The organism is Jeotgalibacillus sp. S-D1 (assembly GCF_004358665.1).
Taxonomy (GTDB): domain Bacteria; phylum Bacillota; class Bacilli; order Bacillales; family Jeotgalibacillaceae; genus Jeotgalibacillus.
In genome coordinates this window covers 231,319-244,703 of the sequence record NZ_SMZR01000002.1, presented here as the reverse complement: position 1 = coordinate 244,703, position 13,385 = coordinate 231,319, and the positions used below count along the sequence as shown (strand labels likewise).

At 43.2% G+C, this 13,385-nt stretch carries 10 protein-coding genes; 8 read left to right on the top strand and 2 right to left on the bottom strand.

Going from position 1 to position 13,385, the window contains the following annotated elements; all coding sequences use genetic code 11:
• Positions 1-54: 54 nt before the first annotated feature.
• Complete coding sequence (locus E2R51_RS08200; protein WP_133376574.1) at positions 55-1,455, bottom strand: sucrose-specific PTS transporter subunit IIBC; 1,401 nt, start codon at positions 1,453-1,455, stop codon at positions 55-57.
• 197 nt (positions 1,456-1,652) lie between these two features.
• Entirely contained in the window at positions 1,653-2,639 is a 987-nt protein-coding gene (locus tag E2R51_RS08195) for a LacI family DNA-binding transcriptional regulator (RefSeq protein WP_133376573.1), read from the bottom strand.
• A 180-nt stretch (positions 2,640-2,819) separates the two neighbouring features.
• On the opposite strand from E2R51_RS08195, the gene E2R51_RS08190 reads away from it, so the two are divergent.
• The 8 genes from E2R51_RS08190 (at position 2,820) to E2R51_RS08155 (ending at position 12,912) form a co-directional block, all read left to right on the top strand.
• Positions 2,820-3,461: a hypothetical protein gene (locus E2R51_RS08190; RefSeq protein WP_133376572.1), complete on the top strand. Its 642-nt coding sequence runs from the start codon at positions 2,820-2,822 to the stop codon at positions 3,459-3,461.
• Between the two features lie 296 nt (positions 3,462-3,757).
• On the top strand, positions 3,758-4,462 hold the full coding sequence (locus tag E2R51_RS08185; RefSeq protein WP_133376571.1) for a FadR/GntR family transcriptional regulator: 705 nt from the start codon (positions 3,758-3,760) through the stop codon (positions 4,460-4,462).
• Positions 4,463-4,487: 25 nt separating this feature from the next.
• Positions 4,488-5,807 (top strand): FAD-binding oxidoreductase, encoded by a 1,320-nt coding sequence (locus E2R51_RS08180; RefSeq protein WP_483299924.1) that lies wholly within the window; start codon positions 4,488-4,490, stop codon positions 5,805-5,807.
• Position 5,808: 1 nt separating this feature from the next.
• Positions 5,809-7,173 carry a (Fe-S)-binding protein gene (locus E2R51_RS08175; protein WP_240733009.1) on the top strand — a complete coding sequence of 455 codons (1,365 nt, stop codon included), beginning with the start codon at positions 5,809-5,811 and terminating at the stop codon, positions 7,171-7,173.
• On the top strand, positions 7,163-8,623 hold the full coding sequence (locus tag E2R51_RS08170; protein ID WP_133376570.1) for an FAD-binding oxidoreductase: 1,461 nt from the start codon (positions 7,163-7,165) through the stop codon (positions 8,621-8,623). Before E2R51_RS08175 ends, E2R51_RS08170 begins: the two co-directional genes overlap by 11 nt.
• Before the next feature lie 46 nt (positions 8,624-8,669).
• Positions 8,670-10,847, top strand: a complete 2,178-nt coding sequence (locus E2R51_RS08165) for a malate synthase G (RefSeq protein WP_133376569.1) — start codon at positions 8,670-8,672, stop codon at positions 10,845-10,847.
• A gap of 90 nt (positions 10,848-10,937) precedes the next feature.
• A complete protein-coding gene (locus E2R51_RS08160; protein WP_133376568.1) occupies positions 10,938-11,720 on the top strand; it encodes a fumarylacetoacetate hydrolase family protein in 783 nt (260 codons plus the stop codon).
• A gap of 100 nt (positions 11,721-11,820) precedes the next feature.
• Positions 11,821-12,912: a CdaR family transcriptional regulator gene (locus E2R51_RS08155; RefSeq protein ID WP_133376567.1), complete on the top strand. Its 1,092-nt coding sequence runs from the start codon at positions 11,821-11,823 to the stop codon at positions 12,910-12,912.
• Positions 12,913-13,385 lie beyond the last annotated feature (473 nt).

Genomic DNA, 13,385 nt, shown 5'->3' with positions numbered 1-13,385 from the left:
AACAAAACCTATAATAAAAGGAGACCCAGCAATTACTCCGGGTCTCTTTTTAGTTTACTTATTCTGATCAAGCATTTTATCATTGAAGCCGAACAGGTAGGTTAATGCAAAAGCAACACCGACGGCAACAACATTTACCAGGATATAGCTGAAGATTTGTTCGTTCAGGTATAACAAGGTTCCCGGGATTACGGTGATTGCCATTCCGGTAGCCTTAAGGTTAAGAATTGAAGCAAGAAAGCCTGCAGCTCCTCCGCCGATCAATCCCATAACGAATGGCTTCATATAGCGCAGGTTAACCCCGAAGATCGCCGGCTCTGTAATGCCAAGAAAAGCAGATAATGCCGATGGATAAGCTAATGCTTTCAATTTCTTTGAGCTTGTTTTTACAGCCACAGCCAGTGCAGCACCGCCTTGAGCTGCGATAGCTCCTGTGATAATCGGGTTAAACGGGTTGAATCCCAGGTTCTCAAGAAGTTGAATTTCTAAGAAGTTAAAAATATGGTGAATCCCTGTGATAACAATAATTTGGTTGGTAAAACCGATAATCAATCCACTTAAGCCAAACGGCAGGTCCAGCAAGTACAGCATTGCTGTAAAAATGCCATTTTCAGCAGTGTGTAGAATTGGGCCTAAAACAAACAGCGATAATGTAATCATCACGAGTAATACTAAGAATGGAGTCAGGATTAAATCCAGTGCCTCTGGAATTTTTCTGCGCAGAAGCTTCTCAAGCTTGGCTCCGACTAGTCCGGCAAAAAACGCTGGCAGAACCGACCCCTGATAGCCGACAATCGGAATGAAATCAAAGAAATAAATTGGATCAGCTGCCCCTTCAGCAACTGCCCATGCATTTGGCAGAGAAGGGGATACCAGCATAAGTCCCAGAACAAGACCAATAATCGGTGTTCCTCCAAATACCCTGAATGCTGACCATGCAACCAGCGCAGGGAGGAAGGCAAATGCCGTGTCAGTCAGTACCTGTGTGAATAGAACCAAATTCTCCGGGACGCTGTCAGGTGTTAAACCGAACCATCCCAAAACGGCTTCTTGTAATAACAGCCCACGTAGTCCCATGAAAAGTCCTGTAGCAACCAGAACAGGAATGATAGGCACGAACACGTCTCCAAATACTCGAATTGCACGCTGGAAGGCCGTTCCCTGCTTAGCGGATTCTTTTTTAATATCTGATTTTGAACTGCCTTGAATCCCCAGTCCCTCAACCGCTTCAAATACCCGATTGACAGTGCCTGTCCCAAAAATGATCTGATACTGGCCGGAATTATAAAAAGCACCTTTCACTTTTTCTATGTTTTCAATTGCTTCTGTATCCACCTTTTCACGATCATGCACCATCACTCGCAGCCGGGTGGCACAATGGGCGATGGACTGAATATTTTCTTCGCCTCCAATCGCCTGTACAATCTGCTTAGCTATTTCTTCATAAGTAGCCATTCGCAATTCCCTCCTCTTAATCTATGGTTGTGTAATCGATTCCATATATAATAAAAATATAAATACTGCTTAAAGCAGTCATTTTTTGTGTAATCGATTCCGCAATCATTAAATAAAAAATGAAAGCGCTCTTATCAACTGTTAAAAAAAGAAAAGATTATGTGTGGAATCGATTACATAACCTTTGTTGATTAGTACTATACACTATCTCTTATAATCAGTCTATATGTTTGTATGAATTTTTCTTTTTCCTTTTTCTTTTTCATTTGAGCAAGCAGGAGCTGTGCTGCTTTTTCTCCGGCTTCCTTGTTAAAATAATCTACAGTTGTAAGAGAAGGGCTGATGTGTTTAGACATGGTAGACGCCCCAATGCCGGCAACAGCTATATCATCAGGTATGTTAAATCCCTGCTCCCGCAAGTACTCCATGGCACCTATCGCCATGCGGTCTGTCACTGCAAAAATAGCAGATGGCAGTTCTCCTTCGCTATTTTTAATTATTTTTTTTGCGCATTCATATCCGGATTCGATGCTGAAATCCCCTTCTGCCATCCATTCTTCTTTTATCGACAGGTTGTATTTAGTCAATGTATCTAAATAGCCCATCCGACGAAGCTTTCCAACAGATGGATCTTCTTCTCCAACACCAATAAAAGCTATTTTTTGATGGTTATGACTTACCAGCATATTTATTACATCTGAAGCAGCATGATAGTCATCATAAACAATGGATGTGACTCCTGGCAGATCCTGCCCCAGAGAAATAAAGGGAAGTCCGGCAGCCTCGATCGTATCGGTCAGCTGCTTATTTACATTGGTGGCGAGCAGGATAATTCCATCTACATGGCGGCTTTGCAAAAGCCTGATATAGTCAATTTCCTTTTGTTTATCCAACTCAGTATCCGTCAGCAGAATCTGAAAATCTTTTTTCGCGACAACTTCATTGATGCCGCTCACTACCCGGCTGGCTGTTTCCGTGCTGATTTTCGGAAGTATAACCCCGATAACCCCGGATTTCTTTGTGCGTAATGATTTAGCAGAAAGACTAGGAATATAGCCGGTTTCTTCTACAACTCTCATAATTCTTTTTCGAACATCTTCACTGGCATACCCGTTATTTAAAACACGGGAAACGGTTGTGCGGGAAACATTCGCCATTTTTGCAATATCATTAATGGTAGTCATTTATCGCACCTTCCTCACGTAATCTACCACATATTTTAGGGTAAATTCTTCGAAATGTCTATTTAACTAAAAGCTTAAGACTCTATCAGGTTAGTCACACTTTCCTCTTTTTTCGCATAAACTTTATGGTTACCCCCCGAAAAAAGGGGGGATCGTGCAAAAATGGAAGGGAAGAGATGAATGAAAAGGGCGTCAGATTTAGTTAGAAGGCATTGGTTATCCATTAGTACATTCCTGGTTACCGCTATTATTGTGTTTGTAGCTGGATATTTTATCGTTATGCTTCAAATGGAGCTGGATAAAGCAAATTCGGAGAAAGCGGAATTGCAGTCTGAGATTGAGTTTTTGACAGGGAAGGTTGATAGAATATCCAATGAGAATACGGCTCTGCATGACAGAAAAAGGAAAATGGCTCAAAAGTTACAACGAGCTAAGCCGTGGTTTGAGTTAACAAAGAAGCAGCAGGAAAACAAACTGGCTGAGGCTGCTTTAAAAGCAGAGAAACTAGAAAGACAGCAGAAAAAAGAACAAAAAGCGGCTAAAGCAGCCCAAAAAAAAGAACAGCTGAATAACCAGAAAAAATTAATCTATTCAGCAGGATACTATCAAGTGGGCCGCGACTTAAAACCAGGCTTATACCATGCAATCGCTGTTGAGGGAAATGGAAATTTTATTGTACAATCTCCTGATGCCCTAAAAGTAAATGAAATGTTTGGAACAGACAGTGACGATTACATTGATACCTTTAAAAACATTCAATTAAAAAAGGGCGATGAAATCGAGATTAACCATGATTTAAGTATACAGTTTATTCCCCGGTAGCCCCTCAAGCTGCATCCGATTTAGGGTGCGGCTATTTTTTATAAAATTTGCTTTGTTAAATATAGGTGTTGATTTCCGCTGAAGGCGTTCGCTTTCCGCGGGGCGGGGGTGAGCCCACTTCAGCTCCAATCAACGGTGTACAATTATAGACAGACCTTTTTAACGAGTTAGTAAATTAATTAATAATTCATTAAATTTAAAAAACAGGTTGAAATTAGTAAAAATTGGTGTTTTAATAGGGGAAAGATAGAACTTGTCAGATATGTGATGTCTGAAAAGGGCAGGTGGGGGTCAACGTGATTATAGAAAAGATTTCAACGAAGAAAGTTTCTGAAATGGTAGCAGAAGAAATTGAGAGATTAATTGAAAAGGGGGCGTTTGAGCCTGGTGAAAAGCTGCCGTCTGTTCGCGAGCTCTGTGAGAGTCTGGGTGTCGGCCGTTCAGCAGTCCGCGATGCGATCACGACGTTAAGCGGAAGGGGAATTGTCCACGTTAAACAGGGAGAAGGAACCTATATTTCTGAGTTTGACCCGTCGAAGCTGTTTAATCAGCGATTAATGCTGCCGAGCTCAAAGGACATTATTGAGCTATTTCAGGTTCGTAAGATTTTAGAAACCGGCATCGCTGAAAAAGCAGCTATCCATCGTTCAATGGAAGATCTTCAAAAGATGGAGGAATGCCTTTTAAAGCAGTCAGTAAATAATTGGGAGTCTGATTTGCACTTCCATTTAGCGATGGCGCGATCAACTGGGAATGAAATATTAATTCAATTTATGCAATTCATTTCTGATGCCACTAAAAAATCGATGATGGATTTTCATCATTATATTCAGCAAAATTCATCAACGGTTGATAAAATTCAACAGCAGCATCAGCAAATTTATGAAGCAATCAAAAATAAAGAGTCAGTTCATGCGCATCGTTTAATGAAAGAACATTTAAATTTTGTGGAAGAGGAACTGTTGGAAAGTCATGTCCTGCAGGAGCGAAAAGGTCCGTAAGTGAAATGGATGGAGGTGTGGTTTGTTGCTGGTTAAAGAGGTAGTTAATGAGCTTAAGGCACTAATTCCTGAGGACCGGATGGAGGAGCGGAAAGAAGAGCTTCATCCACTGGGCAACACTGGTCAAATTTGTATATACCCAGTCACGGAAGAGGAAATTTCCGCTGTTTTAAAATACGCCGATGATCAGGGGAAAAAAGTTCTGGTCGAAGGCGGGGGAACTAAAAGAGGCTTTGGAGGGACTGCAGAATCGGCTGATATCCTTCTTTCGATGAAACGATATACAGGTGTGACAGAGCATGAAGCCGGTGATATGACACTTAGTGTTAAAGCGGGTACAACATTTAAAGAAATACAGGAGTTTTTAAGCAAGTATAAGCAGCAGGTATCGTTGGATCCGGCCTGGTCTGATTTTGCAACCATTGGAGGTATTGTGGCAGCAAATGAAAGCGGTCCCAAAAGACTCGGGTATGGTTCATCCCGTGATGTTGTGATCGGACTTCGAAATGTGTATCCCGATGGTACGATCATCCGTTCAGGCGGCAAGGTTGTTAAAAATGTAGCTGGATATGATATGAACAAACTTTTTGTAGGAGCGATGGGAACACTCGGGATCATATCTGAAGTAACCGTTAAGCTTCGTCCGCTGCCAAAATACGAAAGTCTTATTCTCTTATCATTTGAGGAAAAGCACTTAGATGGTTTAAGAAAATTTTCAAAAGAGCTTTTGGATTCTTCACTGGAACCCGTTGCGCTGGAACTCTTAAATCCTTCCCTGTCAAAAAAATTAATAGGTGAATCTTCGTACACGCTGGTTATCGCATTTGAGGATGTGGAAAACGCAGTGCATTACCAGGAAGAGGCTGTTAAAGCCCTGCTGCCTTCTGACATAAAAATGAGGGTGGCGGCGCAAAAAGAGGCGCAGAAATTTTGGCAGCTTTTTTATACCATCAGCCCTAATGGAGCCATTGGGGACACAGAAAAAATTGCCGCACTGAAAATCGGCGTCATTAATCTCACAATTTTGGATGTTATTAAAGAAAGTCATTATTTGCAGGAATCTTTTCAGTTGGAAGTTGATGCTCATGGGGGAGTGGGACATGGGCTGGGGCAATTAATTCTAAAAGGCAAAAGTGAGGACCTTACAGGTGCCATCTATCATATAAGGGATTTTGTCCAAAAGGATGGTGGATATGCGGTTGTAAAACACTTGCCGCTTGCTCTGCGCAAAAAAGTGAATGTCTGGGGGGACAAGCCCTCTTACTTCTTTCTTTTAGAAGGAATAAAATCCAAAATCGATCCAAACAAAACACTCAATCCTAAACGATTTATAGGAGGGTTATAACGTGAGACAAGTGGAAGAAAAGCCAAGTCCTGCATGTACCTCCGCCAAAAGCTTAAGCAATTACCTGTGGAGTGATCATCCAGACGAAAATAAATGGGCCGATTGCACGCATTGCGGCATGTGTCTGGAATCCTGTCCCACCTATGAACAGACAGGACAGGAGCAGCATTCACCGCGCGGCCGTGTCCATTTAATAAAATCCGTGGCCGAAGGAAAGCTTGAGGTAAATACTCAGTTTATGGATCCGGTTTATGCCTGTCTTGACTGCCGTGCTTGCACAACGGCGTGTCCGGCCAACGTGGATGTGGGCGGATTAATAGAGGAAGCCCGCGGACAGATCCGTCAGGCGATGCCTTTGACAGGTTGGAAGGGAAGCGTCAGCAAACTGTTTTTAAAAGGATTATTTCCCCATCCTAATCGCTTGAATTCACTTGGCAATGTGCTGAAATTTTATCAAAAAAGCGGTATGCAAAAAGTGGTTCGAAAATCAAAATTGATTAATATTATGCCGGATCATCTAGTTGAAATGGAATCGATCATGCCGAAAGTAGATACTTCGGTTCGTAAAAAATACAAAAATGAAAACGTTATCAAATCCACGCAGCCAACAAAAAATGAGGTAGCCCTGTTAACCGGCTGTGTAATGGATGTTATGTTCAGCGATATCAATGAATCTACGATTAATGTACTGACAAGAAACGGAAGCGATGTAAGCATTCCAAAGAATCAGACATGCTGCGGAGCACTGCATGTTCATGCGGGTGATCGCGATACCGGACGCAAGCTCGCTAAGCAAAACATTGAAGCGTTTGAGTCATCGGAAAAAGTTATTGTGAACGCGGCAGGTTGCGGATGCATGCTTCAGGAGTATGGTGAGCTATTCAGAGAAGTGGAACCGGAATGGCATGACCGTGCTGTTGCTTTTTCCAAAAAGGTGGAGGATGTTTCAAAGTACCTGCATGATACCGGATATAAAAAACCTAAAGCAGCCCTGAATAAACGCATCACTTATCATGATGCCTGTCATCTGGCGCATGGTCAGGGAGTTCGTCGGGAGCCGCGCAATATACTGCTTGATATTCCCGGTGTTGATATGGTTCATATGCCAAATGCGGACCGCTGCTGTGGAAGCGCCGGTATTTACAATATAACAAATCCGGAAATGGCTGGTGACGTGCTGGAAAGCAAGATGAAAAATGTGCCTGATGACGTTGATATGATTTCAATGGGCAATCCCGGCTGCATGCTTCAAATGGCGATCGGCGTACAGAAATATGGAAGGAACCAAAAGATTGTTCATACGGTTCAACTGCTCGATTGGGCCTATCAAAAAGAGGACGGCGAGGTGGCGGACAATGGCATTTAAAGGCATTAAAACAAAAGACCGGCACATCCAAAATTTGGCCGGGATCGTCGATGGTTCACGATCGATCCTCTACCATAAAGAAGATCTTATTGCTTATGACTGCGACGGCTTTACCATTCATAAGCATTTGCCAAAAGCAGTCGTTTTTCCGAAGAATACAGAAGAAGTAGCAGAGATTGTGAAATACTGTGCCAAACATCATCTTCCTTTTTTGGCTCGCGGAGCAGGAACGGGACTCAGCGGCGGGGCGGTCCCTTTAAATAGTGAAGTGGTCATCAGCTTAGTGCGAATGAAAAATCTTATCTCGATCGATCTCGAAAACAGGCGCGCTGTAGTGGAGCCGGGCTTTGTAAATTTAAAGCTGACCAACTCGATTTCTGATAAAGGCTATTATTATGCACCGGACCCGTCAAGCCAATACTGCTGTACGATTGGCGGCAATGTTGCAGAAAATGCAGGCGGCGCTCATTGCCTTAAGTATGGTGTCACAACCAACCATATTCTTGGATTGGAGGTTGTGCTGCCGGATGGGGAAGTGATTGAACTGGGGCATAACGGCATCCCCGATGCACCGGGGTATGATCTGCTCGGTTTATTGACAGGTTCAGAAGGAACGCTTGGCATCGTTACAAAAATAACCGTCCGTATTTTAAAAAATCCTGAAGCTAAGAAAACAGTGCTCGCTTATTTTGACCGGGTCGCAGATGGAAGTCAGGCTGTATCCGATATTATCTCAGCAGGCATTGTACCGGCAGCACTGGAGATGATGGATAAAACAGCAATTGAAGGTGTGGAAGCAGCCGCGTTTCCTGTAGGACATCCCAAAGATATTGCTGCGGTTCTCCTTATTGAAGTGGATGGCATCGCTGCCGGAATTGACGAGCAGATTGCCCAGATTCTTGAAGTATGCAAAAACCGTCATGTACGGGAAGTAAGAGAGGCTGCAAATGAAGAAGAGCGGGCAAGATGGTGGGCAAACCGGAAAACCGGGTTTGGTGCCATGGGTGCAATTTCTCCGGATTATTTAGTTCAGGATGGGGTAATTCCCAGAAGCCGGCTGCCGGAGGTTCTCGATCGGATCGAAGAGATCAGTGCAGAATCCGGTCTGCGAATCGCCAATATTTTCCACGCGGGGGATGGCAATCTTCACCCGCTGGTACTGTTTGATGCCCGAATACCGGGACAGACAGAAAAAGCGATTGACGCTGGAAGTGCCTGTCTTCAGGCATGTGCAGATGCAGGAGGTACGATAACCGGAGAGCATGGTGTCGGCATTGAAAAAAGAGAAGAGATGCGGTTTGTTTTTAAGGAAGAAGAAATAACCGCACAAACCAATATACGCCAAGTCTTTAATCCGGATAATCTCTTAAATGCAGGAAAACTGTTTCCAACGCCAGGGCGCTGCGGCGAGGTTAAGAAAGAAATGAAAGAAGCGCTTTTGACTCAATAAAATACTTGATCAGTTAATCAACCCCATTATAAGGAGGAATAAACAAGTGGAAAATTATATTAAAACGAACAATCTTCAGGTGGCGGATATACTCTATGAATTTATTAACTCAGAAGCATTGCCAGAGAGCGGACTGGAGCAAGAAGAATTCTGGTCAGGCTTTTCGCAAATTGTTACGGACTTCACACCGAAAAACAGAGAGTTGTTGGCTGTACGGGAAGAAATTCAAACAAAAATCAATAACTGGCATCTTGAGAATAAGAGCTTTGATTTCAATAATTATAAAGCTTTTTTAGAAGAAATTGGTTATTTAGAGAAAGCTGCAGAAGACTTTCAAATCACTTCAGATGCAGTAGATGATGAAATCGCAGTACAAGCCGGTCCTCAGCTGGTGGTTCCTGTAAACAACGACCGATATGCCATTAATGCAGCAAATGCCAGATGGAGCAGCTTGTATGACGCCCTTTACGGCACAGATGCCATTAGCAGTGAGGGGGGAGCGGAGGCAGGAAAAGAGTACAACCCTGTGCGGGGAGAAAAAGTAATTCAGTTTGCCAGAAACTTTCTCGACCAGGCAGCGCCATTACTGTCCTCTTCTCATAAAGAAGCCGTGCAGTACCGCGTTGAGAATGGAAAGCTGACTGTTACATTGAATAATGGTGACGAAGTAGGCCTTGAAGACGAAGAAAAATTTTGCGGTTATCAGGGAGAGCCACAGAAACCTTCAGCTATATTACTAAAGAACAACGGTCTCCATTTCGAAATTCAAGTGGACAGCAGCCATCCAATTGGCAAAAACGACGACGCGGGTGTGAAGGATATCTTAATGGAAGCGGCCCTCACAACGATTATGGATTGCGAAGACTCCGTGACGGCAGTAGATGCAGAGGATAAAGTGCTGGTATACAAAAACTGGCTGGGGCTGATGAGAGGCGACCTGACCGCGGAGTTTACCAAAAATAATAAGACAGTCAAACGGACACTGAACGCCGACCGCAGTTATCAATCACCACAGGGAGAGGAATTTTCTCTGCCGGGACGCTCGCTGCTGTTTACAAGAAATGTCGGCCATTTAATGACAAATAATGCAATATTGGATGAAAACGGCGATGAGGTTCAGGAAGGAATTATTGATACGGTTGTAACCAGTCTGCTGGCGATGCATTCATTGCTTGGAAACGGCCCTTATCAAAATTCTTCTAAAGGATCTGTTTATATTGTTAAGCCAAAAATGCACGGTTCAAAAGAAGTGGCTTTTGCCAATCAGCTGTTTGACCGGGTTGAGGATCTGCTCCGGCTGGAGCGCAATACACTTAAAATCGGGGTAATGGACGAAGAGAGAAGAACGTCATTAAATCTGAAAAACTGTATTCGCGAGGTAAAGGATCGGATTGTTTTCATTAATACCGGATTCCTCGACCGTACAGGCGATGAAATGCATACGTCAATGGAAGCCGGACCGATGATTCGTAAAAATGAAATGAAAGCCTCAAAATGGCTGGCGGGCTATGAAAAATCCAATGTCATTGCCGGACTCTCAAGCGGGTTCCAGGGCCGTGCCCAAATTGGCAAGGGGATGTGGGCGATGCCTGATCTGATGAATGATATGCTCAAGCAAAAAATTGGTCATTTATCTGCAGGAGCTAATACAGCCTGGGTGCCGAGTCCAACTGCTGCAACCCTGCATGCCCTCCATTATCATCAGCTCGATGTCACTTCCGTTCAAAACGAACTGGCAAAAGAAACGGCTGACTACCGGGATGACATTCTTCATATTCCAGTAGAGCAACATCCTGCCTGGAGTGCGGAGGAAATTCAGCAGGAGCTTGATAACAACGCACAGGGGATTCTGGGTTACGTTGTGCGCTGGGTCGAACAGGGAATTGGCTGTTCGAAGGTACCGGATATCGGCAATGTTGAGCTGATGGAGGATCGTGCAACCTTGCGCATTTCCAGCCAGCATATGGCAAACTGGCTTCATCAGGGTATTTGTACAAAAGAGCAGGTAGAAGAAACGCTGCGACGCATGGCGAAAGTGGTCGATGAGCAAAATGCAGGTGATCCTTATTACATGCCGATGGCGGCTGATTATGATCATTCTGTTGCATTCCAGGCTGCATCTGAGCTTGTGTTTGAAGGATACGCCCAGCCAAGCGGCTATACAGAGCCCATTTTGCATCGCCGCCGTTTAGAAGCTAAGGTTAAATACGCAATTAAACAATAAAACAGCAGGTGCATAACAAACAGGGCATCGACTGCAGGATGCCCTGTTATTTCATTCAACCAAAACATGCGATCTGAAAGGAGAAATAATATGAAATTCATTCGATTTAAAGCACAGGACGACAGTATTCATAAGGGCATTATCACAGATGAGGGCATAGATGAAATAAAAGGGGATATTTATGGGGAGTGGGACTATACGGGAACTACATTCGCCCCTCGTGACATCAGTCTTCTTGCACCACTCGAGCCGAATCAGATTATTGGCATTGGAGCAAATTATGTAGCGCAAGAACAGGACTTACCAAGCGAACTGCCTGAAATTCCTGTATTTTTCTTTAAACCAACTTCGTCTGTTATCGGACCAAATGAAGAAATAGTGATTCCAGAAGGCATTAATCAAGTGAAATTCGAATCTGAATTAGCCGTTGTTATTGGGAAGGAAGCCAAAAATATTGCTGAGTCCGATATTTTAGATTATGTATTTGGCTATACAGTCGGAAACGACGTGACAGCGCCTCAGTTTTTCCATCAGGATGGGCATTGGACAATTGGCAAGTCATTTGACACCTTTACACCGCTTGGTCCTGTCATTGAAACAGAGCTGAATCCGTTTAAAGTAAATGTAGAAGCAAGATTAAATGATGTAGAAAAACAAAACAGTTCAACGAACTTAATGATCATTCCTATTCTCCGAATGATTTCCTACCTTTCAAATGTTATGACATTAAAGCCGGGTGATGTCATTTTGACAGGAAGCCCAGTTGGAGCAGAGCTTGTAGGACCGGGAGATGTAATTGAATGCAGTATTAAGGAAATCGGGGCTCTTGAAAATACCTTTGCAGAAGCAAAACTGGGAGCTAAAATCCGCTGATAAAAAAGCCGGGGGGGATACTGTTCAAAATCAGCACAGCCGAATGGTACAGCCTGTCTATGACCAGTTTTTTCACAGATAGTGAGGAAGGAGTGAGGTTGTGTTTGATTTACAGGTGCTTGGCGATCAAATTGTGACGGAGATTTCTTCATTAATTGACCAAAGTGTAATTGTGACGGATAAAAACGGTTATGTTATTGCGAGCAAGGATCCAGACCGGGTCCATACGTATCATGAAGGCGCCGTTGTCTCCATGGAAAATCTCCAGGAGCTTCATATTACAAAAGAATCCTGTGAAAAGCTTCAGGGAGTAAGGCCGGGAATTGTTCTGCCGATTATTATTTCTGATATACCGATTGGTGTGATTGGCATAACGGGCACCCCTTCAGAAATTGATAAGTATGCAAAGCTTGTGAGAAAAGTTTCTGAGCTGTTTGTGACAGAGTTCATTATGCGTCAGCAGAGAGAGCGTGTATTTCGTGAAATCGAGTTTTTCGTTTTTGATCTTTTTATGTCAGAAGTCTCCATTGAGTCAGTGAAAAAACGAGCGACTCTATTAAATATTGATATTTCCGCCTACAATCGTGTGGCTGTCATACAGACCAGCCGACAGCTGGAGTTTTCTGAGATTGAAGATTTGCTCCATCTTCAAACGATCCATCCTGAACTGAAAATTGCCCGCTGGGGGCTTGAGAAGCTTGTGCTGCTCATTCCCAATATAACGAAATATCAGTTGCAAATAGGGCTGGACTGTTTTGCAGGTAAGGTTCAAAAGCTTACAAAGCAGCAGGTGAATATTGGAATAGGGGAAGAAAGGGTGTTTTATCTTCTTCCGGAATCCTTTCAGCAGGCGGAAATGGCAGTAGAGGTTTCAGCGAGAAAAGGCAAAATTGTTTTTGAAGAAGATTTAAAGCTTGAACTGCTCTATCATTCTGTCCCAAAAGATATTCGCAAGGAGTTTTTAGATCGAACCATTGCACCGCTTTTATGTGAGAAAGAACTTCTGCATAACCTGGAAGTCTGGCTTCAAACACAGGGATCATTGCAGGAAATTGCCGATGCACTGCATATACATAAAAATACGTTGAAATACCGTCTGCATAAAATTGAAACGATGCTTGATATTGATTTAGCAGACAAAAACGATGTAACGATGATCTGCACAGCAGTCCATATGCTGGCTAACAATTGATAGGGCTGGCAAAGCAATAAGAAAAAGACTCTGCACCCCAAATAATATCCTTCACGAATAAGCTACTTGTTCGTGAGGGGTATTTTTTTAAAATTGTCTTTTTAAACGAGGCCGTTGATTTCCGCTGAAGGCGTTCGCTTTCCGCGGGGCGGGGGTGAGCTCTCTTCAACGCTTTGCGTTTAAGAGGTCTCACCTCTCCCGCTACACCCCGCAGGAGTCTCACACCTTCAGCTCCAATCAACTGAGTCAAAATATCAACAGGCGAGTTTAACAGAACTTATTATTAAAGCAGTTTTACTTCCAGTCTCTTTGTTCGATGGAACAAAAATGAAGAAAAATTGATGGGTAAATCTGTTACTTATTCCATAGAAGTCTGATTATTTAACTATTAATATATATGTAAGCGTATACAAATTAAAAGAGATGATAGATTTTGAGCAATTTAACAGATAGATAGGGACCGTAGTCAAGCC

Coding starts and splice junctions, on each gene's coding strand:
- E2R51_RS08170 (WP_133376570.1), top strand. CDS start 7,163: ATGGCATTTAAAGGCATTAAAACAAAAGACCGGCACATCCAAAATTTG.
- E2R51_RS08195 (WP_133376573.1), bottom strand. CDS start 2,639: ATGACTACCATTAATGATATTGCAAAAATGGCGAATGTTTCCCGCACA.
- E2R51_RS08200 (WP_133376574.1), bottom strand. CDS start 1,455: ATGGCTACTTATGAAGAAATAGCTAAGCAGATTGTACAGGCGATTGGA.
- E2R51_RS08160 (WP_133376568.1), top strand. CDS start 10,938: ATGAAATTCATTCGATTTAAAGCACAGGACGACAGTATTCATAAGGGC.
- E2R51_RS08190 (WP_133376572.1), top strand. CDS start 2,820: ATGAAAAGGGCGTCAGATTTAGTTAGAAGGCATTGGTTATCCATTAGT.